At 42.1% G+C, this 21,349-nt stretch carries 23 protein-coding genes; 12 read left to right on the top strand and 11 right to left on the bottom strand.

Annotated elements, in window-relative coordinates:
* Positions 1-347: 347 nt before the first annotated feature.
* The 3 genes from AC4MC0_RS02230 to AC4MC0_RS02220 are packed head-to-tail and all read right to left on the bottom strand — an operon-like array spanning position 348 to position 3,180.
* Positions 348-1,421: a DUF6670 family protein gene (locus AC4MC0_RS02230; protein WP_131230629.1), complete on the bottom strand. Its 1,074-nt coding sequence runs from the start codon at positions 1,419-1,421 to the stop codon at positions 348-350.
* A gap of 27 nt (positions 1,422-1,448) precedes the next feature.
* Complete coding sequence (gene pssA, locus AC4MC0_RS02225; RefSeq protein ID WP_004977822.1) at positions 1,449-2,279, bottom strand: CDP-diacylglycerol--serine O-phosphatidyltransferase; 831 nt, start codon at positions 2,277-2,279, stop codon at positions 1,449-1,451.
* A 43-nt stretch (positions 2,280-2,322) separates the two neighbouring features.
* Positions 2,323-3,180 carry a 23S rRNA (adenine(2030)-N(6))-methyltransferase RlmJ gene (locus AC4MC0_RS02220; RefSeq protein ID WP_004691214.1) on the bottom strand — a complete coding sequence of 286 codons (858 nt, stop codon included), beginning with the start codon at positions 3,178-3,180 and terminating at the stop codon, positions 2,323-2,325.
* A 115-nt stretch (positions 3,181-3,295) separates the two neighbouring features.
* Here AC4MC0_RS02220 and AC4MC0_RS02215 point away from each other — a divergent pair, with 115 nt between their 5' ends.
* Both AC4MC0_RS02215 and AC4MC0_RS02210 read left to right on the top strand, forming a co-directional pair.
* Positions 3,296-3,898 carry a 2OG-Fe(II) oxygenase gene (locus AC4MC0_RS02215; RefSeq protein ID WP_336000867.1) on the top strand — a complete coding sequence of 201 codons (603 nt, stop codon included), beginning with the start codon at positions 3,296-3,298 and terminating at the stop codon, positions 3,896-3,898.
* A 72-nt stretch (positions 3,899-3,970) separates the two neighbouring features.
* Entirely contained in the window at positions 3,971-4,498 is a 528-nt protein-coding gene (locus AC4MC0_RS02210; RefSeq protein ID WP_004691217.1) for a hypothetical protein, read from the top strand.
* Between the two features lie 85 nt (positions 4,499-4,583).
* On the opposite strand, the gene AC4MC0_RS02205 is transcribed toward AC4MC0_RS02210, so the two are convergent.
* The 5 genes from AC4MC0_RS02205 to AC4MC0_RS02185 all read right to left on the bottom strand — a co-directional run bounded on the left by AC4MC0_RS02205 (position 4,584) and on the right by AC4MC0_RS02185 (position 9,185).
* Positions 4,584-4,841 carry a DUF2789 family protein gene (locus tag AC4MC0_RS02205; protein WP_004691219.1) on the bottom strand — a complete coding sequence of 86 codons (258 nt, stop codon included), beginning with the start codon at positions 4,839-4,841 and terminating at the stop codon, positions 4,584-4,586.
* Between the two features lie 105 nt (positions 4,842-4,946).
* Entirely contained in the window at positions 4,947-5,207 is a 261-nt protein-coding gene (locus AC4MC0_RS02200) for a DUF2789 family protein (protein ID WP_114837375.1), read from the bottom strand.
* Positions 5,208-5,380: 173 nt separating this feature from the next.
* Positions 5,381-6,367, bottom strand: a complete 987-nt coding sequence (locus AC4MC0_RS02195) for a malate dehydrogenase (RefSeq protein WP_004691225.1) — start codon at positions 6,365-6,367, stop codon at positions 5,381-5,383.
* 169 nt (positions 6,368-6,536) lie between these two features.
* Positions 6,537-7,130 carry a ribonuclease T2 family protein gene (locus AC4MC0_RS02190; protein WP_372239180.1) on the bottom strand — a complete coding sequence of 198 codons (594 nt, stop codon included), beginning with the start codon at positions 7,128-7,130 and terminating at the stop codon, positions 6,537-6,539.
* A gap of 87 nt (positions 7,131-7,217) precedes the next feature.
* Complete coding sequence (locus AC4MC0_RS02185; RefSeq protein WP_278344969.1) at positions 7,218-9,185, bottom strand: lytic transglycosylase domain-containing protein; 1,968 nt, start codon at positions 9,183-9,185, stop codon at positions 7,218-7,220.
* A gap of 311 nt (positions 9,186-9,496) precedes the next feature.
* Here AC4MC0_RS02185 and miaB point away from each other — a divergent pair, with 311 nt between their 5' ends.
* The 4 genes from miaB to AC4MC0_RS02165 all read left to right on the top strand — a co-directional run bounded on the left by miaB (position 9,497) and on the right by AC4MC0_RS02165 (position 13,118).
* Entirely contained in the window at positions 9,497-10,954 is a 1,458-nt protein-coding gene (gene miaB, locus AC4MC0_RS02180) for a tRNA (N6-isopentenyl adenosine(37)-C2)-methylthiotransferase MiaB (protein WP_259233003.1), read from the top strand.
* A gap of 38 nt (positions 10,955-10,992) precedes the next feature.
* Positions 10,993-12,069: a PhoH family protein gene (locus tag AC4MC0_RS02175; protein ID WP_262471279.1), complete on the top strand. Its 1,077-nt coding sequence runs from the start codon at positions 10,993-10,995 to the stop codon at positions 12,067-12,069.
* 57 nt (positions 12,070-12,126) lie between these two features.
* Positions 12,127-12,606, top strand: coding sequence for an rRNA maturation RNase YbeY (gene ybeY / locus AC4MC0_RS02170; protein ID WP_183175858.1), 480 nt, complete (start codon positions 12,127-12,129; stop codon positions 12,604-12,606).
* Between the two features lie 101 nt (positions 12,607-12,707).
* Complete coding sequence (locus tag AC4MC0_RS02165; protein ID WP_262471284.1) at positions 12,708-13,118, top strand: hypothetical protein; 411 nt, start codon at positions 12,708-12,710, stop codon at positions 13,116-13,118.
* Positions 13,119-13,163: 45 nt separating this feature from the next.
* Here the strand turns inward: AC4MC0_RS02165 and AC4MC0_RS02160 are convergent, their stop codons facing one another.
* Entirely contained in the window at positions 13,164-14,021 is an 858-nt protein-coding gene (locus AC4MC0_RS02160) for an energy transducer TonB (protein WP_004977853.1), read from the bottom strand.
* 260 nt (positions 14,022-14,281) lie between these two features.
* Between AC4MC0_RS02160 and AC4MC0_RS02155 the strand changes: the two genes are divergently transcribed.
* From AC4MC0_RS02155 to AC4MC0_RS02135, 5 genes are all read left to right on the top strand, one after another.
* Positions 14,282-14,959 (top strand): hypothetical protein, encoded by a 678-nt coding sequence (locus AC4MC0_RS02155; protein ID WP_004977854.1) that lies wholly within the window; start codon positions 14,282-14,284, stop codon positions 14,957-14,959.
* Between the two features lie 155 nt (positions 14,960-15,114).
* Positions 15,115-15,825: a DUF3108 domain-containing protein gene (locus tag AC4MC0_RS02150; RefSeq protein WP_005401254.1), complete on the top strand. Its 711-nt coding sequence runs from the start codon at positions 15,115-15,117 to the stop codon at positions 15,823-15,825.
* Positions 15,826-15,915: 90 nt separating this feature from the next.
* Positions 15,916-16,491, top strand: a complete 576-nt coding sequence (locus AC4MC0_RS02145; protein ID WP_004691243.1) for a xanthine phosphoribosyltransferase — start codon at positions 15,916-15,918, stop codon at positions 16,489-16,491.
* Positions 16,492-16,944: 453 nt separating this feature from the next.
* On the top strand, positions 16,945-17,685 hold the full coding sequence (locus AC4MC0_RS02140; protein ID WP_424904471.1) for a sensor domain-containing diguanylate cyclase: 741 nt from the start codon (positions 16,945-16,947) through the stop codon (positions 17,683-17,685).
* A gap of 212 nt (positions 17,686-17,897) precedes the next feature.
* Positions 17,898-18,272 carry a hypothetical protein gene (locus tag AC4MC0_RS02135; protein WP_005401257.1) on the top strand — a complete coding sequence of 125 codons (375 nt, stop codon included), beginning with the start codon at positions 17,898-17,900 and terminating at the stop codon, positions 18,270-18,272.
* 43 nt (positions 18,273-18,315) lie between these two features.
* On the opposite strand, the gene wrbA is transcribed toward AC4MC0_RS02135, so the two are convergent.
* Entirely contained in the window at positions 18,316-18,909 is a 594-nt protein-coding gene (gene wrbA / locus AC4MC0_RS02130) for an NAD(P)H:quinone oxidoreductase (protein ID WP_005401258.1), read from the bottom strand.
* A 115-nt stretch (positions 18,910-19,024) separates the two neighbouring features.
* On the opposite strand from wrbA, the gene AC4MC0_RS02125 reads away from it, so the two are divergent.
* On the top strand, positions 19,025-20,275 hold the full coding sequence (locus AC4MC0_RS02125) for a YihY family inner membrane protein (RefSeq protein ID WP_279732754.1): 1,251 nt from the start codon (positions 19,025-19,027) through the stop codon (positions 20,273-20,275).
* A 93-nt stretch (positions 20,276-20,368) separates the two neighbouring features.
* Here the strand turns inward: AC4MC0_RS02125 and AC4MC0_RS02120 are convergent, their stop codons facing one another.
* Positions 20,369-21,304 carry a DMT family transporter gene (locus AC4MC0_RS02120; RefSeq protein ID WP_262471281.1) on the bottom strand — a complete coding sequence of 312 codons (936 nt, stop codon included), beginning with the start codon at positions 21,302-21,304 and terminating at the stop codon, positions 20,369-20,371.
* Positions 21,305-21,349: the final 45 nt, after the last annotated feature.

Genomic DNA, 21,349 nt, shown 5'->3' with positions numbered 1-21,349 from the left:
AATCAATGAAATATTTTCGATCGATCAATCAGTAAAAATCCACACAAGTTGTTCTTCATAATCTCTTAATGATCTTCTTACTGATTCGTCATCAGCAAGCTAGGTCGGCCATACTACTCTCTTTCAAGAAGAAGTCAACTGGTTTTGTTAATTATTTTTAAACTTATTCAAGACTTCCAGATTCTACCACTTGGGCTAAATCCTTGTTTCTTAACAAGTTTTAATCAACATCACCGCCGATGGATGTGCATTCTACAGCATTTCCAAACCAACACAACCCCCTTTATTCAATTATTTATAAAAAAACTTCCAACTGTTTACTTATTCAGCAAAATGATGTTTTTTTCTTATTTCTTGAGTGAAAAGGGAACAATTTCTCCAATTTCATTTCGATTTTTTTCTTGTGATTTTTTTTCTTGCCACTTTAATGCACGACAATCCACATATTCACAATAACCACTTTCGCCCTGTTCCTCATAATTATCCATTTTGAGTTGATATTTAAAGCTACCTACATAACCCGCAGCCAAACCAAATTTAAAATCACCACGACTTTGAGCGTAAAGATGAATGTGATGTCCCTGCTCATCTTGATAATGCCATTCAAACTCTCGCGGTAAATACATTTTTTGCCCATTGGGAGTTTTCACAGCAGGATAAACACGATGAACTTGAAAGCGCACCATCCGATCAAACATATGGGTTTGTTGTTTTTGTAAATCACGTATATAGATACGTGACTGTACAATTCGATTAAACGAATCTCGAATTTGTTCTAACAATAACTGACGCTGATCTACTAGATTAATGACTTGATATGTGAAAAACGCTAAGGGTAAATAACTAAAGTCGATACTGCGCGCGTATTCAAAAGCTCCCAACTGGTCAATGTCAAAGCACTGTTCTTTATATTTAACTTCTCCCTGACATCGACACAATACAGACCAATGCTCAGCAAGACCAAAACGCAATTTGGTGAAATGTGAAATCAGCGGCGTTGTTGTAATTTCAATCTCAAAACTCAATTCTGTGTCTTTTCTTTGAATTTGAAATTTTGGGAACGCTCCCATGAGTTGTTCTTTGTTGGCAAATTTAAATGTTTTTTCTTGAAATGAACATTCCACAGAAATTGAATAGCGGTTCAGTTGCCCAGCCATATGTGGGCTACTGCTGGCCAATACCGTAGCAGTATCTAAAGGTGTAGTTCTGATTGCACTATTATTGCGAAACATAGGCGTATTGGGCTGACCAATCATGCTCAAAAAATTTAAATAATGCAGTGGTGCAGGAAGATTGGGAATGGTTAAAGCTTGATGAATAATTTTATATTTTTTATTGGGCGGATGATAAGCAGGGAGTGACCCTGAAGGAGCCTGATTAAGTTGTTTAGACTGATCGAGAAAATCTTGAAACAACCACATATCATACTCCTTCTACATATCATTAACTCATGATGGGCTGTGCTGACGTCGTGCTAAAAACGTAGTAATAAAGCCAGATAATGCATAAATCAAGGAAATGACCAAAATACCGACAGGAATATTGTAAGTTATTGCAGCAAAAATAAAGACCGCGATAGGAAGGACAAAAAATGGTACTCGTTTACGATCTACCGTTTTAAATGAATAATATTTAATATTCGAAATCATGAGGAGCCCCACAGACACAATCACTGCTGCACTGATGGCTTGAATACCCCGCTCACGAATATCAAAAATTTCGGGGAAATCGAGTCCGACCCAAACCAATGAAATAATAATAATGGCAGCAAGTGGACTAGCTACACCAATAAAGTAACGCTTATCGACCACACCAATTTGCACATTAAAACGAGCTAGACGGAACGCAGCACAGGCAGTGTAGACAAAACAACACGCCAAACCTATGCGACCGAGCGAATCCAAACTCCAGCTATACATCAAAATAGCGGGTGCAACACCGAACGCCAATAGATCAGATAAAGAATCATACTGTTCACCAAAAGCACTCTGCGCACCAATGGCTCGTGCAACACGGCCATCTAAGCCATCCAACAACGCTGCCAAGAAAATGGCATAAATCGCTTGCTGGAAGTTGCCATTCATACTGGCAATGATGGAATAAAAGCCTGACAACAACGCTGCCGTTGTAATCAGGTTCGGCCACAAATAAATACCTCGACGTTTTACTTTTTGACCTTCCTGTGTGTGCTCTTCTTCTTCCACCTCGAAAGTAATCCCATCAAAAGTAGGCGTACTGCGGGGTGAAGATTCGCTTTCAGGTTTATTTATATTTGTCATTCTCTGTCGATCCTAATGTAGCCTTTTCTCTTATAGTCTATCTTTATTCGCCAACTAACCAACGAACAGCAGCATGACCACCATTTTCACTCATACGCAAATGTGGGAATAACCATTGTAGCGCTTCATCTGCATCTTCAGAAAACTTCCAAGGTGGGTTAATCACCAACAGACCACAGCCGTTTAAGCCCACTGGGGTATCATCTGGCCAAACACATACTTCACAGATCAACTGACGGCGAATACCGGTTTTAATCATTTTCTTTTCAAAACGGTCAATCATGGCGCGGTCTTTGATTGGATACCAAATTGCAAACACACCCGTTGGCCATTTTTTATATGCAGTCGCTATGAGATCAACCAATTGAGGGAAATCTTTACGCTCCACTTCGTAAGGTGGATCAATCATCACCAAACCGCGTTTTTCTTTGGGTGGAATAACGCCAAATAGCCCTTCATACGCATCGCGCTCATGTAAGCCCGCGCGTTTGTCACGAACGTTGTAATACAACTGTTGGAATACATCACGCTGCATTTCAAAAATGGTGGCTTTATCGATTTCGCGCATACCTTCCAATGCAAACCACGGCGAACCTGGATAAGCGCCCTTACCTGAACCTTCACGCATTTTTTCAACAATTTTTAAATACTGCTGAACACCTTCAGGTGCATTACGCTTAATCGAGTCATCAAGTTTTACTAAACGGTGAATACCATTTAAGAACTCACCCGACTTCTGTGCTTCTGAAGTTGATAAATCATATTTACCAGCACCGCCATGCGTATCAATATAACGATACGGTTTATCTTTTTGATTGAGGCGAGTCAAAATCTGAAGCAAAAGGACATGCTTCATGACATCTGCAAAGTTACCTGCATGGAAGTGGTGACGGTAATTCATGTTTCTATCATTCCTAAAATCAATGAGTATTTTAGCATGAAAAATAGTTTCGTTCAGATTGCTTTCATACACTAGAATAACCGTGGCTTTTCTTTGTCTTTTTTAGGTTAATGTAATGGAAGCAGTTCTTCTCCCAAAGTCTTGGAATGTTGATCAAATCCTAGATGATTTAGATCAACATGGTTTTGCCATCATTGATGACGCCTACTCTGATGACTATGTACATCAACTCATTGAAGAATGTACTTCGAACTTAAATCGCTTTAGTGAAGCCGCTATTCAAAACGGTGTCATCAGCAAGATCCGTAGTGATCACATTTTATGGCTCAATCCCGAACTCGTTATTTCCAATCAACATGTTCAAGCCCTTTATAGTTTGGGTCAGGAACTAAATCGTGCCTTTTATCTTGGTATTCGAGACGTCGAAGCTCATTTTGCTTGCTATAACGCTGGCGAGTTTTATGCCCTACATCGTGATAATCCTCAAGGCAAAAATGGCCGCATGATTTCTACGGTTTATTATTTACACGAAGACTGGCAAGATGATTGGGGCGGTGAACTTCATCTGCAAGATAAAAATGACATTTGGCATGTGCTACAACCCAAACCGAATCGTATTGCATTGTTTCAAAGTGACTTACTGCATGAGGTTTTAGAAGCCAAACATCAGCGTTTATCGATTACTGGGTGGTTACGGAGTGACAGTACAATCCTGTGATTCAAGCAAAAAGACTTTAAATTGTAAGAAGTATCCTCATATACTGAACATCAATTGATGAGGATGTAACCGATGCGTGCCAGCAGTCAACAAATTATTCAGCGTATTGGTGAAACAGATCAACTCTACCTACAAGGCAATAGCCCTGAATTAGCCCTTGAGCGCGCTGATTTGCGCTTACAGTTGGTCACACTGAGCCAACTGCGCCAAGAGCAAGTGCACTTTTTACAAGAAGCGGTGGTATTACTTGAGCAAGGCCGAATTGAGTTTGAGGAAATGCCTCTGTCTTTGTACCTCAATTTGTCTTTGCACCTTGCTAAGGCTTATATGCTGTACTTTGAAATCACCAAAGAAGATCGCTTTGCGTTGATTACACAGCAAATTTTAAAACCACTGACCAGCTATGGTCAGGGCGATATTTACCTGTTTTTGGCCTATGCCTCGGTCAGTAGAAAAGAGTCGGCATTGGCACGACACTGGCTTGGTAAATATGCGAAAAGCACCGAGTTTGATTTCGTTTTACTGCGTGAACATGCCGCTTTTGTTGACCTTCATCAAGAAGATTGGTTTATCAAGCTGATGCAAAGTAAATTGCACTAAAATGCACAAATAAAAAAACGCCTGAAATCAGGCGTTTTTTTATGGGTCAATTCCAATCTTCAAATGACGACGGCATAAAATCAATTTAAGCAGTTTGAAGTTTATAAGCATCAAGATGCAACTGTTGATTGAGCTCATCAACCATAATCGCCCAATCATCATCTTGAACCAAATGACTGATTAATAGCGCACGTTGTGCGGAATTCCAAAACGGTGCGTCGTGTAAAGATTGATGAGCAGGAAGTTGATGCGTACGAATATATAACTCGATGGCAGCCGCACTATTGGCGAGTCCCAGTTGCGAAAATAAAAGCTCTAAGGATGGTTTATGTTGACTGAGCATCTCGGCCTCCTTATCAATACTATTGTCAATTATTATTGAATTAACTTATATGTATTTTCTAAAAAAACCTAGTCATAAAACTAGGTTTGTTGTTTCAATTTGTGATTATAAATGACACGAACCTGAAAGCGTATGTTCTGTATGCAATTGTTCATTTAACAGGTCGACCACCATTGCCCATTCATCATCTTTTTTCCAATTACTGATAATGAAGTCATGCTGTACTTTTGACCAAAAGGGTGCTTTATGTAATGGAACGTCTGAAGTAAGTTGGTGTGTTTCAATAAACTGATCGATTGCTTCCGCACTCGCATCAAGCCCCAATTGTTCAAATAAAAGTTCTAAAGTCGGTTGTTGGTCAAACATCATTGTTCTCCTCAAGCCCTGATCATGCCCTTTTAGAATAAACCTTTGCCCATCTACGCTCAGTTGTATCTACATCACAGCATGTTATTTTTTGTTCAATAAACACCCCATATAAAAAAGCACCCCAAATGGAGTGCTTTTTCAAAACAGATCTTAAACCGATCGGTTTTTAATTATTTAAGCATGTCAGCAATTGCTGCGCGCTCTTCTTCAAGTTCTTGAAGAGTTTTGTCCATACGCTCACGGCTGAACGCATCGATTTCTAGGCCTTCAACACGTGTGTATTCGCCATTTTCGCAAGTTACAGGAACACCGTACATTACGCCTTCAGGAATACCATAAGAACCGTCAGAAGGAATACCCATCGTTACCCATTCGCCATTTGTGCCAAGAGCCCAATCGCGCATATGGTCGATAGCAGCGTTCGCAGCTGAAGCAGCTGAAGACAAACCACGCGCTTCGATAATCGCAGCACCACGTTTACCAACAGTTGGAAGGAATACATTCGCATTCCAGTCAGCATCGTTGATTTTGTCTTTTAAGCTTTCGCCGTTTACAGTTGCAAAACGGTAGTCAGCATACATCGTTGGAGAGTGGTTACCCCAAACAGTCATGTTTTTGATGTCTGCTACAGCAACACCCGCTTTTTGAGCAATTTGAGTCAACGCACGGTTGTGGTCAAGACGTAACATTGCTGTGAAGTTTTTCGCTGGAAGATCTGGAGCAGATTTCATTGCGATGTAAGCATTTGTATTTGCAGGGTTACCTACAACAAGTACTTTAACGTCACGGCTAGCAACTTCGTTTAGTGCTTGACCTTGACCGATGAAGATTTCACCGTTCACTTTCAATAAGTCAGCACGTTCCATACCAGGACCACGTGGACGTGAACCAACCAATAACGCGTAGTCAGCATCTTTAAATGCAACTTTTGGATCATCAGTACCGATCATGCCAGCCAATAATGGGAAAGCACAGTCGTCTAATTCCATCATTACGCCTTTAAGCGCAGCTTGAGCTTTCTCAAAAGGAACTTCTAACAATTGCAGAATAACTGGTTGGTCTTTACCTAACATTTCGCCACTAGCGATACGGAATAATAGGCTATAACCGATTTGACCAGCAGCGCCAGTAACGGCAACGCGAACAGGTTGCTTCATGTACTTATCTCCATTTGAGGAACGTTATATGATTAAATAGCTGTTCTATCTAATCTTAATAATCATAAACGGCAAAGATTGTACTCCAATACTTTGACAGATGCATGTAAAAGAGAATGAATTCCAACAAAAGTATGATAGGAAATATAAATTAATTTAAGGAAAGAGATTAGTAAGAACCCTTGATCGCAAAAGAATTTGGGCAGTTTTCTTGTATATTCTCTGCACAGCCTTTGTACTGACCATTGGGTTTATAACAAACTTTGACTTCGGTCAAAATATTGGTTTGACGGTGAGTACGACAGCTAAAACGGAGCCCGCTGGCAGGCAGTCCGGGATTTAAACGCTGGAACTGTCCACGTAAACTGTGCAGTTGTGCGGTTTTATTTTCAGATGAAGTCAAATCTGCTGGAATTTTTAAACGTTCTGCATAATTAATCACGTTACGGAAATATTGACTGGCACTCATCGGCACACACCCCCCAATCTCAGCCCATAACTGGCGACGTGCATGCTCATCGGGCATCACCCTAGCCACCACTTTAGTTTGAAGCGGAGACAATACAGCTGAAGACTTGGTCTGACACTCTCGTGTCGTAGTTTCAGGGTATAAGCCTGTGATATTGAGTGAATAGCCTTCCAAACATTTCCGTTTCTTTGAGCCTTGACTATCGAACAAACACACGGCGGGTGTCATTTGAACTTCCATCACATAGCCAAACACAGTCGGTGTTGCATGGGCTGATGTCGCAAAAAATCCCATAGCTATGCCACTGCTGATCAACAGCAGAAGCTTTTGCGTTAAGACTGATTGGGATGACATCAAAACCATAAAATGCCTAGGCCTTTATCATTGACTTCTAAAAGGAATATTTTGCATGCGCTGGGTGATCGACTGTGGTCCCTGTCCAAGCAGCACACCATAATGTGTCGCATTACTCATCACATGCTTGACGTAATCGCGAGTTTCATTCAATGGAATACTTTCGGTGTATTGATCTGCCGCAATCGGCTGATTTTCAGGCTGCCAACGACGTGCACGATTTGGCCCTGCGTTATAACCTGCTGTGGCAAGTACAGGACTGTTGCTTAGTTGGCTTTGAATCATGGACAAATAGAATGTGCCATAACGTACATTGGTATTCATATCACTCAGTGCGGCTGGATTATAGGTTTCACCCATTTGTCTTGCGACCAATTTTGCAGTATCAGGCATGATTTGCATCAAGCCCCCTGCACCAACATGCGAGCGAGCATGGGTAACAAAACGACTTTCTTGGCGCATTAACCCATATGCCCATGCAGGATCTATGCCTGCATTGCGACTATGGCTGACCACATAGCTTTGATGTGGCATAGCATAACGATAACTGTAGTTATGTTGCTTGACGGTTCGATCGGCTGCATAGATCGCTCGGTCATACCATCCCATTTCTGTGGCACGTTTGGCAGCAGCCAAAATTAAGCCATCATCTTGTTTTAAATAAGCTTGTCGAACTGCCCAATTCCACTCACGGTTGACATAATTGTCTGGTGCATTGACGTTGCGCAGTGCAAAAGCGCGACTAAAGTGAATATCTTGGCTCAAACGCTGCGCATCAGCATTGCTCGGTTGTGTATTTGCTGGAATCGTTTGATAACGCTGACCAATACGATCTTTTGCTAATAAGTTATGATAATCGTCACCTACTGACAATTTTTTGAAGATCTCGCGTGCCAGTGTTTTTGATTTTGCATCACCACGTTGTTCTGAAGCACGGGCTAACCAATATTGCCAGCGATCTTCTTGTTTTTGCGTCACACTCATGCCATCAATGGCACGAATGACACTCTCCCATGCGCCGAAACGAATGGCTTGGCGTGCATAGATTTCAGCTTCTTCTTCACTCAGTGCTAAACCATAGCTCCGATCGAAGGCTTGCAACACTTCCACATTAAAATTATTTTTCATAACAGTTGTGCCACCGATATACCCCACGGTACGGTACAACGCTTTTTGTACCAACTCAGGTGTCCCCTCTGCAGCACGCTTGACCGACGCCAGTGCAGTATTTAGATCACTGTCGGCTAAACGGCCAATGGCATAAATTAAATATGCTTGATCTGCCACCGATGCTTTCGGTGCGGACCAGAGATAGTTCAGTGGATCGACTTGAATGCTATTCAGCTGCGCCAAAGACAGATTCATGCCAATGGTCTGTGCGGTTGCAATCGCTTGACCTGACTGCCCTGCACGTAGCTGCGTCCATAAACGTTGTTGTTTGTCTTGTTCCGTCATCAGTGGACTAGACAACATCATGCGCCCCAGCCCCGTACAAGACTCAGGCTGTGAATTGGTCGTGAGCCAAACATCTTTATATTCAGCAAAAACCAAAGGGTCGCCAGACTTGGCACGGACTTGTGCTATAGCACAACTTTCTGCGCGATCTGCATTGGACACATAGGCCAATACCGGCTGCGCAGAAGTAAAGTCGGCCATTTTGACTTTTTCTTCGATGTAATCTGCTGCTAACTTCTCAGCCATAGCAGATTGAGGATAGCGCTGTGCAAATCCAACAATATTCGCCGCAGGTTGCAATGCCAAATTACTGTTAAGCACCCAGTATTCAGGATAATAGCCCAGTACATCACCCTGCATACTGCTTTGATATTGTTGTAATAAACCAACATTGCCTGCATTTGCTGCACGCAAGGCATCATTAAACTGTTCATCTGCGGCATGTGTCACTGCCGATAGACCTAAGGCAGCCACACCCAACGCAAACACTTGATAATATTTATTCTGTAATCGTTTTAACATGGGTTTGCCTTCAGTCATCTTTGGATTGCCTAGTCTCGTCTCATCATTTTCATTAGTTTAATAACTCATAACAGACTCTATTGTTCTCTTATGTAACCTTATGATTAGACAATATTAATTCTCCTGCATTTTCACTTCACAAATCAATCTTTTTAGCTTCAGATTTAAAGCTATAAGTTTATTCAGATTTCCTGCTAAAATATGCGCCTTTCGTAGATTTCACATGGTGTTTGATCGACCCTTTTTGTCGCCAGCCAAGCTCTGCTTTCGCCGCCACAGATACCGATCAGACACAAAAACCTAGATTTATCCCCCCCTTAGGAGCCTACATGACGGTTCAAACCTTCATTCCAAATGGTGCCCAAGCTGCCTCAGAAAACACTGTTACCCAGCCACAGCACACCCCAGCCATCGATGGATCAGTTAAAAAACTGTATATCGAAACGCAAGGGTGTCAGATGAATGAGTATGACAGTCACCGTATGGCAGACTTACTTGGCGACTCTCACGGTTATGTGCTGACCCAAAATCCGAAAGAAGCCGATATTCTACTCATGAATACCTGCTCGATTCGTGAAAAAGCCCAAGAAAAAGTGTTCTCTGAATTGGGTCGCTGGCGCAAGCTGAAAGACAAAAATCCGGACCTGATCATTGGTGTCGGTGGTTGTGTGGCCTCTCAAGAGGGTGACAACATTCAAAAACGTGCCAACTATGTCGACATGATTTTTGGCCCGCAAACCTTGCACCGTTTGCCACAGATGCTGGATCAGCACTTTGATCAAATCGAAAAACCCAAGAAAGAAAAAATCAAATTGGTCGATATTTCTTTCCCAGACATTGAAAAATTCGACTTTTTACCTGAACCGCGTGTAGAAGGTTACAAGGCTTTTGTTTCAATTATGGAAGGTTGTTCAAAATATTGTTCATTCTGTGTGGTGCCCTACACCCGTGGTGAAGAAGTTTCTCGCCCGCTGGATGATGTTTTAGCTGAAATTGCGACCTTAGCCGAAAAAGGCGTCCGTGAGATTTCTTTGCTCGGTCAAAACGTGAATGGTTACCGCGGTGAAACCTTCGAAGGCAATATCTGTACTTTTGCAGACTTGTTACGTCTGGTGGCAGAAATTCCGGGGATTGGGCGTTTACGCTACACCACCTCACATCCACTTGAGTTTAATGATGACTTAATTGAATGCTACCGTGACCTACCGCAAATGGTGTCGCATCTACATTTGCCCGTACAAAGTGGTTCAAATGATGTGTTGCAAGCTATGAAGCGTAACCACACCATTGATGTATATATCGACAAAATTGCCAAATTACGCAAAGTTCGTCCTGATATGCATTTATCCAGTGACTTCATCATTGGTTTCCCGGGTGAAACCGATGCGCACTTTGAAGAAACCTATCAATTCATCAAAGATATGGACTTCGACCATTCCTACAGTTTTGTCTATTCAAAACGTCCAGGTACACCTGCGTCTGATCTTGAAGACACCACCTCTGAAGAGGTAAAAAAAGAACGTTTATCCAAAGTTCAAAAATGGATCAAACGCTCGAGTATTGACAAGACCGATGCCATGCTCGGCACCATTCAACGCGTTTTGGTCGAGAAAGTTTCAGACAAAGATCCAAACTTACTGATTGGTACGGCGGATAACACTCGTTATGTGAGTTTTATTGGTGATGCAGCATGGGTCGGACGTTTCGCCGAAATCGAAGTGACAGAGATTAAAACTTTGAATTTTGTTTATGGTGAACTCTTGAATCTTGAGCCTGACGTGGCGTAATGTAAGGGAATAGATTCTGACTACTTAAAGGAATTCTCTTGACTGCAGCGATTCGACGTACAGTAACTTTTCCTGGGGTTTCAATAGAACGTTTAAAGAGCATGCTCGGTGCTTATAACGGTCATTTGAAACAAATCGAACAGCGTTTAGATGTCACTATTTCCCATCGAGGTGATGCATTTTATGTCGATGGTGAAATGGATGCAGTTGAGAGAGCCGAAGGTCTGCTCCATCGCCTGCATGAAGAAGCAGAAAATACGGCACAAATCAGTGCCGATACCTTACACCTCATGATTCAAGGCAGTCAGACTGACCGTGAATTGCAAGAAGACCTCGATGGGCAAGAGCAAACTGGTTTAGATGAAGTGTGGCTCCAAACCCGTAAAGGTCGTATCAATCCACGCGGTGCCAACCAAAAGCGTTATGTGCAGCGTATTCTACAAAGTGATATTTCTTTTGGTATTGGACCTGCGGGTACAGGTAAAACCTATCTCGCAGTTGCAGCCGCAGTTGACATGCTAGAACGTAATGAAATTCAACGAATTTTATTGGTTCGCCCTGCCGTTGAAGCAGGTGAAAAACTTGGTTTTCTGCCGGGTGATTTAAGCCAAAAAATCGACCCTTATTTGCGCCCACTCTACGATGCCTTGTATGAAATGCTTGGTTTTGAAAAAGTGGCCAAACTGATTGAACGTCAAGTGATTGAAGTCGCACCACTGGCTTATATGCGTGGTCGAACTTTAAACCACTCTTTCGTGATTTTAGATGAAGCGCAAAACACCACGCCTGAACAAATGAAAATGTTCCTCACACGCTTAGGCTTTGGTTCGCGCGCAGTGATTACAGGCGATATCACACAGGTCGACTTACCGCGTGGTCAGCAATCTGGTCTGGCGCATGCTTTACGCATCATCGACAAAATCAAAGAAATTCACATTACCCGCTTCCACTCTCGTGATGTGGTACGCCACCAATTAGTGCAAAAAATTGTTGAAGCTTATGAGGGATGGGATGCAGAACAACATCGCTTAACGGCTGAAGCGCGTGCTGAACGCAAAGCGCGTCAAGAGGCCTTGGTGGCTGAAAATGATGCCGCTGCCGATGCTCAGCATTAAGTTAAAGTCTGCGGGCATTTTAAAATGCCCGCAGATATCATTATTTAAGGATCTATTTTGAAACTGAGTCTTTCTCTACAACAGGACTTTCAAGCACCTGAGTTGGTCTTGAAACGTGGCTATATCAAAAAAGTTGTAGAAAATGTTTTACGTCATATTGGCACACAAAGTAACTGTGAAATTGGCATTGCTTGTGTCGACCATGACGAAAGTCATAAATTGAATTTGGAATATCGCGGCAAAGATAAATCAACCAATGTATTGTCTTTCCCGAGCGACTTACCCGATGAAATGGCGCAAATCCTTGACTCATTTCCTATTGGCGATTTGGTCATTTGCATTCCTGTGGTGCTGTTGGAAGCGAAAGAACAAAACAAAGCACCACTGACGCATTTCACCCATATGTTGGTACATGGCACTTTGCACCTCATGGGCTATGACCATGAAACGTCAGAAGCAGATGCTGAAGAAATGGAAGGCATCGAAATTGAAATTTTGGCTAAACTCGGTTTTGAAAACCCTTATTTAGAACAATAATTATTAGATCTGAAACAACTCACCCGATTCATCTCGATGTGTCGGGTTTATTTATGCTAAAAATAATGCAAAATGAAAAAAGAGATGAAGTGATGATAAAAATGCATACACCAATTTCAAAACTACTCTGCGTTATCGCCCTATCTTGCACCACGCCACTTTATGCCAAGAGCAATGATGAGAATCAAACATCCTGTCAAGAAGTGAAATTTCAAGACACGGCTCAGGCCTGGGCTGGGCATTATTATTTGCAGGGTGTTATGGAGGTCGGTTCCGAACTTTTACTAGAGCCCAACGGTAAATTTAAATGGTACTTAGCTGTCGGCTCTTTAGACCAATATGCCGAAGGAATATGGTGGAAAAACGGCAACTGCATTGGTTTAAAAGCATTACCGAAATATAGCAAGCATTTAGAAATCTTTCCTAGCCGCCTAGATGTGGAAGAGTCTCATTTAACTGTGACTTGGATCGGTGGACGTCAAGACGGGGCCTATGTCCGCGCAACCCAATAAATCGAAGTAAGCAAAATCATCAGAGTATACTTAAAAGTGCACAGCTCAGTGCACTTCAAACTCCGCCTCTGCTGGGTCAAAACGCCATGTACGCACAATGCGTAACTCAGAAATATCCTTCATTTTGGCATCAAATCCACCAAATGGTGCAGCTTTACGTACCGAGGCTTTTGCAGCCTCATCGAGCATCTCATGGCCTGAACTATCAATCAGGCGAATGGCGCGGATACCTCCTGATGCATTTAGAATCACCATTAAACGCACTTCACCCGCCAGCCGCTGCTGTTTAGCTGCTTCTGGGTAGTAACGGTTGCCATAAAACTCGACTTTCTGACGGAACTTTTCAAGATAGGCAGCCGAAATATCTTGCTTGGCTTGAATACCATCGACTGTTTTAATTTTTTGCTGACGGCTAAAGTTTTGTTGGCGTTGTAAATATTGCGCTTCAAGGCTGGCCACCATTGCTGCTTTGGCTTGAAACTGACTGTTCATTTCGTCCATGGCTTTTTTGCGCTGATTATCCTCAGCTTGTTTTTGCCAGCTTAAAGTCGTCATCAACAGTTTTTCTTCAAAATTCAGCTCACGTTTTTGTTGGATCTGCTCTAAAGTCTCGCGCTGCTGTTCCCCTGTACTTTGCTCAAGCATCGGTGCGGGCATGTCACTCGACATGCGATGTGACTCACGAAAGGTCCCTGAACCTTGTTGATCGGCCTGCGCTAAAAAATCTGCATTTTCAATTTTTTTATCTGAAGGACGCAAAGTAACGGCAATTTCTTTCACTGCCGCATCATTTTCTTGAGGCATCGCAAATTGCAAAGTCAAAATCACGAGATGCAAAAATACCGCCAGTACGACGGTCGCTGTAAAAATTGGGTCTTTCCACCAATCATGAGCCAAAGGCATTACATTTATTTTTCTAAGCATCACACCAAACCGACAATTTGTCTTGTTCCCCAAAGCGCATACGCGCAGTATAAAATAGACACAGTCTTCATTTTATTGCGTAGAATGAGACCTTGTGCCCTTTAGATTCACTGTTTCGTAAAATCATGAAAATGGTGCAATTAATTTTGCTAAACTGCAAGGTTCATGAGCAGTATTTTTCAAACATTTCGACCAGAGATCTGATCGCTCAAACACGTTGATTAGCTAGGACGCCTCTTATGCAAACGCTTATTTCCAACATTTCAAATCGTTTACGCCAAGTTTATCAAAAGGCGGAAGGATTTATTGAGGATGAGCGCGAGTTTCCAATGTCTCAAGTCTTTTTAAATGCCACTTTTCAGCGTTTTGTGACCGACAACGTGAGAATGTTGAAAGACTTGCATGCCGACTTACATGATGATTGGTTACGTTTATACGCCACGCTCGATTATAACGGGCTCAAACTCACGCTTTCGGTAGATTTGAAACTGGCACAAATGGAGTTAAATAAAAAAACGCAGTTGATCGTATTTGAGCAAATCAGTGACACCAGTGTGCTGGATGCTGAATACCCAACGGTATTTCATAAAATGGGTGTGCGCTGTGCCCTATTCTTTTATCAAAAAGTCCTGAACCAAGACCCCTTAGGCATGATTTTAGAAAAACTGAATGTGATTAAAGTCAAAGATGATCTGCTGCATTTGGATCTGAATCGCTGGTTAGGGAAAAACCGTTCCATTATCGATACCTTAGGTAAAGTCCATGTCAATCATGCCGTGTTGCGTGAAGCAGAATTGGTGGTGATCGGTAATGTCAACTTAACGGCATTGTTCAATAAGTTTTCGCAAACCTCTATCGATGACTTGATTGAACCCAATCTAGACGAAAGCACGGTCTCGCCAATTCGACAAAAATAACCTCGTACTCCACGACTAAAATGTGACTTAAGCTGTGTAAAAGAAACATAAAACTACAGTTTGCCCTATGTTTCGAATTTTTTCTTCATAATCAACGTGCATAATATTTCTATGCAAAAAATTTGTGCCTACAACTGAATAGGAAACTTTTTCTTATGGCTAAATCAATGTTGAAAACAGTCGCAATGGCAACAGGTGTCAGCACCTTGCTATTTGTTGGTTTCTCAAGTCAAACCTTTGCCATGAGTCCATTCCAAGCCAGTTATCAATTTAATTATAATGGCAAAAACATGGGCTCAGCGACACGTACGTTATCGAAATCGGGCAACAACTGGAACTATGTCTTTGCAGCCAAAGCTGGTGGTATCGCCTCTGCGACCGAAAGCAGTCGCTTTAGTTTCAATGGTAAGCAAATTCAGTCCAGCAGTTTTAGCCGTAGTAGTAAAATTTTGGTGCATAACAACACCATGAGTATTAACTTCAATCCAGCGGCAAAAACCATCAATACCAAGAAAGACAAAGAAGCGCGTTCTTTCGCTTGGAAAGCCGGCGTACTGGATGAACTGAATGCTGAATTACAACTTCGTGAAGACATCAAAAATGGCGGTTTAAAATCGACTTATTATTTGGCCGATGCCAAAGAAGTGGAAGCACGTAAATTTGTAAGGCAAGGTTCTGAGTCAATCAAAACCGATTATGGCACCTTTGATACCATTAAAGTGGTCATGAAACATGACAAACCTGGCCGCGAAACCATTTTCTGGTTAGCACCTAAATTGGACTACCTTCCTGTCAAAGTCAGCCATGTTGATAAGAAAACATCCTATGGATTGCTATTAACGGGTTATAAAGGTGCAAGCAATTAGTCATTTTGACGAATTTTACTTGCATTTTTTCAGGTGCTTCCTAAAATACGCTTTTGCTTGAAAAAGCACCTGCCCCTAGAGGATTCTCCCGTGTACGCACTAGAACAGAAAATCTTAAGCGAAGGTATCGTTCTATCTGATGAAGTTCTGAAAGTTGATGCTTTCTTAAACCACCAAATTGATCCGGTTATGATGCAATTAATCGGTAAAGAATTTGCTGCTCGTTTTAAAGATGCAGGCATCACTAAAATCATCACGATTGAAGCATCAGGTATCGCACCTGCAATCATGGCAGGTTTAGAACTGGGCGTGCCCGTTATTTTTGCGCGTAAATACCAATCTTTAACCTTAAAAGATGACCTTTACCGCTCAAAAGTCTTTTCGTTTACCAAACAAACCGAAAGCACGATTGCAATTTCAAATAAGCACATCAGCTCAGCAGACAAAGCCCTCGTGATTGATGACTTCTTGGCCAATGGTCAAGCGGCATTGGGTCTGATTGACTTAATTCACCAAGCGAAAGCAGAAGTTGTTGGTGTCGGTATTGTGATTGAAAAATCATTCCAACCTGGTCGTGACATTTTGCTTGAAAAAGGCTACCGCGTTGAATCTTTGGCACGCGTAAAGTCTTTGGCAAATGGTACTGTTGAATTTGTTCGTGACTAATCACGGCGTTTAACTTCAAAAAAGAGCACTTCAGATGCTCTTTTTTTGTCACTCAGATGACCCGCGGGTCATCCACATGTAAATGTCACAGTAGGTTATTTTCAATTTAATTACACATTGAAGTTGGAGAAATGCGATTTATATAGCATGATCAAATCTAAAAGGTAATGTCCATTTTCTAAGAGCAAAACAAACAAAGACCAAATTGGATACTATTTTATAGAGATACCGATTTGAATGATAAACAAGAATCAATTAACTCAACGATCATTTACCACAAGCCAATTATCTGTCTTTGATGGCGTACACTCCATTCAACTCGCCCGTAGACTTCATTCACGACTTGAGTAAAGCAGACTCCTTGCAAGCTGTTTTAGATACCATTGCTTACTGGATTTCTCACGTGTTTGATGCGGATCGGGCCAGTATTACCCTGCAAGATATCGGGCCAGTATTACCCTGCAAGATACTGAAGAATATCTCAAGCTGTATTCGATCTCAGGCAATCATGCGATTCCCATGGATTTTAAAATTCCGATTGGGCAGACTTTTGTCGGACGAGTTTTTGCCTGCGCAAAGCTAATCATTTGCGATGACCTCGCTCAGTCGGATGAGCTGGATTGTAGAATGCTTTCTGAGCATGGCATGGGAACCTGTATGGATGCACCCATGATTCACAATGGCGTGTGTATTGGTACCTTAAATGTGGCAGATCAACGTAAGTATCACTACACCCTACAACAAGCGATTCTTTTACAGAGCCTCGCCACATGGTTAGCTTTAAACATTAAATTGCATTTACAAGTGCAAGAAATGGCGGTCTTAGCGTCCGCAGATGAGCTTACAGGAACCTTTAACCGTCGTGAATTTGTGCAAGAAAGCAATCAAACCATGCAACATTTCAGCCATACTCGCGTGCCATTTACGATAGGCATCTTAGATATTGATCACTTTAAACAGCTGAATGGCTGTTATGGGCATACCGCAGGTGACCATGTGCTGAAAAAGATGACCAAAAAAATAAAAGATATCCTACGTGAGGGCGATTTTTTAGCTCGTATTGGCGGTGAGGAATTTGCGATTATTTTACCTGCCTGCTTGGGTGATGAAGCCATGCGTGTCTTTAAACGTGCAGATAAAGCCTTGTACTGTGCCAAGCAAGCAGGACGAAACCGAATTCACTTTGCCAACTAAACCATATTTAAAAATTCAGCATAAAGTACTTAAGAAAATTACAAGTTTAATAAATATTATTGCTGCAAGTTCAACTAAGATTTACTCTAGATTTAGTTGTTTAGATCTTTCAAATTCAAGCGCAAAACACGGTTGTTCTGCGCAACGTGTCATCCACACCGTAAAACGGCTGCCAGCTTCAATCACTGGTCACCCGAATAGGCCAATAGACTATGGAAAATACAATTCTCTGCCCAAAATGTGGCTTTAGTGAGGTTGAAAAACGCAATCACGAGCAACAACTGACTAAAATTGGGGGCGTATTGCTCAGTTCGGCAGGTGCTACCGCTGGTACCGTCGGTGGTGCAGCATCTGGGGCCTCTATTGGTGCAGCGATCGGTGCAGCGGCTGGACCTCTTGGGGTGATTATGGGTGGTACCATTGGCACTTTTGTCGGTGCAGTCAGTATTGGTGTAACAGGCGGGTTTTTAGGACATCGTTTTGGTAAAAAAGCGGGTGTGATTGTCGATAAAAATGTATTTCTTGACTATAAATGTCTCAAGTGCGGTACAAAGTTCAAAGAACAGCATCTGACGCCAGCTCAATAATAAAAAGCCCATCATGGATGGGCTTTTTTCATGTCTCAGTGTTCTAGGCTTGTAGTTTCTTCACAACTTCCCCAAGACGCTTACCTTGAGCTTCGCACAGCACTTTTTCATCTTGGCTTAAGCTTTGATCATGTCGAGGCCCGCTGACATGGCTCGCACCATACGGTGTTCCACCTGTTTTAGTATGTGACAATGCGGGAATGGCATTGTTCAACCCTAAAATCATCATGCCATGATGAAACAACGGTGGCAGCATGGTCAATAAAGTACTTTCTTGGCCACCATGCATTGAACCTGACGAGGTAAACACACAAGCCGGCTTGCCATGCAGTGCTCCATTGAGCCATAGACTGGTGGTCTGGTCGAGGAAATATTTCATTTCAGAGGCCATGTTACCAAAACGGGTTGGTGAGCCTAGTGCCAAACCTGCACAGTTTGCCAAGTCCTCTAAACTACAATAAATATCGCCTTCTGCAGGAATACTCGGCTCTGCTTCCTTCACCACAGCCGCAATATTCGGCACCGTTCGAATTTTAACTGCAACACCACTGGCTTCAATTCCATTTGCAATCAGATGCGCCATTTCACGGGTACTGCCGTATTTGCTGTAATATAAAACTAAAACATAGGTTTGCATGAATAGAGTTCGACGACAGAAAAAATAAAACTATACGGTATTTTTCCTATTTTTTGGTTAAGCTTAGAGTGAAAAATGTAGAAAAGATGAAGAAAACAAAAGAGATACTTTGCCTATGTTAGAACAGTACTTAAGAAAACTTCCTTTCTATGAGAAAACTTGGTTTCAGTTCATTTTATTTGTACTGCGACGCTTTGAGGCTGATCGATGTCGTGAACAAGCAGGTTCACTAACCTATACCACCCTGTTTGCCGTCGTTCCGATGCTGACCGTTTTTTTGGTGATCATTTCCTCAATTAAAGCGCTTGAACCTGCACGGCAGCAATTACAACAACTGATCTATAGTAATTTTTTACCGAAAACCACGATTGCTTTTGATAAGGCCTTAAATGCGTTTACCGATAAATCCAGTAATTTAACCATTATTGGGATCTTATTTTTATTCGTCACTACCGTCATGATGCTAACCAGCATTGAAAAAGTCTTTAACCGTATTTGGCGAGTCCGCGAAACCCGCGGCGGCATTATTGGCTTTATGCGCTATTGGACCATTATTTCTTTGGGCCCTATTCTACTCGGTAGTGCCTTTGTTATTTCGTCGACGATGGCTTCCCTCAATGTTTTGAGCAATAATTTTGCAGGCTATGAACTCAATGGCGCATTTGTCCTGTGGTTGATTTCTTTCTGTCTAACGGTTTTAGGATTTTTTATCCTGAATTGGACTATTCCAAACCGAAGTGTCCCAATTAAATCCGCTTTGATTGCAGGCTTATTTAGTGCTGTCGTGTTTGAACTCCTGAAAAATTTGTTCGGCTTTATCATGTCAAACTTCACCAGTTATGAAGTCGTTTATGGTGCCTTTGCTGCGATTCCTATTTTCTTATTATGGATTTTTTTGTCGTGGAATATTGTCCTGATCGGGGTCGAAATTAGTTATGCACTGACCGCATTTACTTCCCATAAAGAGCAAAAACGGCACCCTGTCATTATGCTACTAGATTTGCTGGAGCTGTTTTATAAAAAGCAACAGCAAGGACTCAGTGTCTCTGATGATGAAGCTTTAGATGTTTTAGGAAGAGATGAATTGGGCCGTTGGCCGAGTTACGTGTTTATGCTTGAACAGCAAAACTTAGTCAAACGTACCGATGACAACCAATTTGTACTAGTACGTAATTTATCTCAAGTCGATTTTTGGAGTTTTTACAGCAAACTTCCTTACCCTTTACCAAAGCGTAAAGATTTGGGTAATGTCCATCCTGATGATGTCTGGATGCAAAAAATTGGCCCAGCGTTAGTAGAATCGGATGATTACTTGGCGGCCAAACTCGCCATTCCACTGTCTACAATTTTTGATGATAAGTCTTAAGACTTCATATAAAAAAACGTGTCCAAGACACGTTTTTTTATCATCCAACTCAAATCGTCCTGAGTTTAAGACAGGTTCAAGCCGACTCAGTATTTACTGCAAAGCCATTTTAAATGCCTGTATATACTGCTTAATTTTGTGATGCAAACTCACCACCATCACACCCATCAACACAAAGCATGTACCTACCAAAAAGTTGAGTTCCAACTGTTCATTGAGTAACACCACACCAAAACACATCCCGAAGATTGGGGTCAAAAAAGAAAAGACACCCAACTGGGACGCCAAATATTTTTTCAACAGCCAAAACCAAATCAGATAACTGGCAAATGACACGACAACGGTATGGAAAAGCAAACTTGTAAAGGATAATACAGACCAGTGTATCGTCGCTTGTCCCATAAAAAAAGCCACAGGCAATAACACTAAAAATGCGATAAACAGCTGATAAAATAAAGTTTGGGTCGCAGGTGCCTCTGCTAGTTTCGTCAGCCGAACTGCAATGGTCGTGGCTGCCCACAACACCCCTGCTATGAGTGCTAAAACATCACCCCAAAGTGCCGAACTCGCAGCCGCTTGTGAAGCTGTAGGGCGAAATAAAAATGCAATCACGATCCCGAAAAATGCACATGCAATGCCCAACCACTGAATGAGCGATAAACGTTCAGAGGGTAATTTCCAGTGCAGACCCAATGCTACAAAAATAGGTGCGGTATACAGCAAAACTACGGTATGCGCCGCGGAGGTAAAACGTAAAGCTTGCGCGACCAGAAAAAATTCAGCTGCAAATAAAAGCCCGACTAAAACTCCTGCGGGTAAGTAGTCTCGACCCCATAAAGATGTGCCCTTTGCCAGCTTGATCATGGGGTAAACCATCAACGCAGAGAGACCTGAGCGAAGTGCAATTTGCATCACTGCAGAAATATCGGGGGCAGCAAGCTTTAACACCACTTGTTGTAATCCCCACAAAATACACAGCCCAAACATAATCCCTGAAGCTTTACTGTCCAGCGCTTGACGACTACTCACGACCTGCTCCACTGAAAAAGATCAAAGCTCACTATAGATTTGTCT

It is taken from the genome of Acinetobacter sp. CAU_H_S139_7, from assembly GCF_058599305.1.
Note: the sequence above shows the minus strand (reverse complement) of the source record. Positions and strands in the feature narration are given on the sequence as shown.

What these genes read in the sequence shown, in the direction of transcription:
- AC4MC0_RS02150 (WP_005401254.1), top strand. Translation starts at nt 15,115, where the DNA reads ATGGCTAAATCAATGTTGAAAACAGTCGCAATGGCAACAGGTGTCAGC.
- AC4MC0_RS02220 (WP_004691214.1), bottom strand. Translation starts at nt 3,180, where the DNA reads ATGAATTACCGTCACCACTTCCATGCAGGTAACTTTGCAGATGTCATG.
- AC4MC0_RS02195 (WP_004691225.1), bottom strand. Translation starts at nt 6,367, where the DNA reads ATGAAGCAACCTGTTCGCGTTGCCGTTACTGGCGCTGCTGGTCAAATC.
- AC4MC0_RS02165 (WP_262471284.1), top strand. Translation starts at nt 12,708, where the DNA reads ATGCATACACCAATTTCAAAACTACTCTGCGTTATCGCCCTATCTTGC.
- pssA (WP_004977822.1), bottom strand. Translation starts at nt 2,279, where the DNA reads ATGACAAATATAAATAAACCTGAAAGCGAATCTTCACCCCGCAGTACG.
- AC4MC0_RS02135 (WP_005401257.1), top strand. Translation starts at nt 17,898, where the DNA reads ATGGAAAATACAATTCTCTGCCCAAAATGTGGCTTTAGTGAGGTTGAA.
- AC4MC0_RS02210 (WP_004691217.1), top strand. Translation starts at nt 3,971, where the DNA reads ATGCGTGCCAGCAGTCAACAAATTATTCAGCGTATTGGTGAAACAGAT.
- AC4MC0_RS02125 (WP_279732754.1), top strand. Translation starts at nt 19,025, where the DNA reads ATGTTAGAACAGTACTTAAGAAAACTTCCTTTCTATGAGAAAACTTGG.
- miaB (WP_259233003.1), top strand. Translation starts at nt 9,497, where the DNA reads ATGACGGTTCAAACCTTCATTCCAAATGGTGCCCAAGCTGCCTCAGAA.
- AC4MC0_RS02215 (WP_336000867.1), top strand. Translation starts at nt 3,296, where the DNA reads ATGGAAGCAGTTCTTCTCCCAAAGTCTTGGAATGTTGATCAAATCCTA.
- AC4MC0_RS02160 (WP_004977853.1), bottom strand. Translation starts at nt 14,021, where the DNA reads ATGCCTTTGGCTCATGATTGGTGGAAAGACCCAATTTTTACAGCGACC.
- AC4MC0_RS02155 (WP_004977854.1), top strand. Translation starts at nt 14,282, where the DNA reads ATGCAAACGCTTATTTCCAACATTTCAAATCGTTTACGCCAAGTTTAT.
- AC4MC0_RS02185 (WP_278344969.1), bottom strand. Translation starts at nt 9,185, where the DNA reads ATGACTGAAGGCAAACCCATGTTAAAACGATTACAGAATAAATATTAT.
- AC4MC0_RS02205 (WP_004691219.1), bottom strand. Translation starts at nt 4,841, where the DNA reads ATGCTCAGTCAACATAAACCATCCTTAGAGCTTTTATTTTCGCAACTG.
- wrbA (WP_005401258.1), bottom strand. Translation starts at nt 18,909, where the DNA reads ATGCAAACCTATGTTTTAGTTTTATATTACAGCAAATACGGCAGTACC.
- AC4MC0_RS02190 (WP_372239180.1), bottom strand. Translation starts at nt 7,130, where the DNA reads ATGGGATTTTTTGCGACATCAGCCCATGCAACACCGACTGTGTTTGGC.
- AC4MC0_RS02230 (WP_131230629.1), bottom strand. Translation starts at nt 1,421, where the DNA reads ATGTGGTTGTTTCAAGATTTTCTCGATCAGTCTAAACAACTTAATCAG.
- AC4MC0_RS02200 (WP_114837375.1), bottom strand. Translation starts at nt 5,207, where the DNA reads ATGTTTGACCAACAACCGACTTTAGAACTTTTATTTGAACAATTGGGG.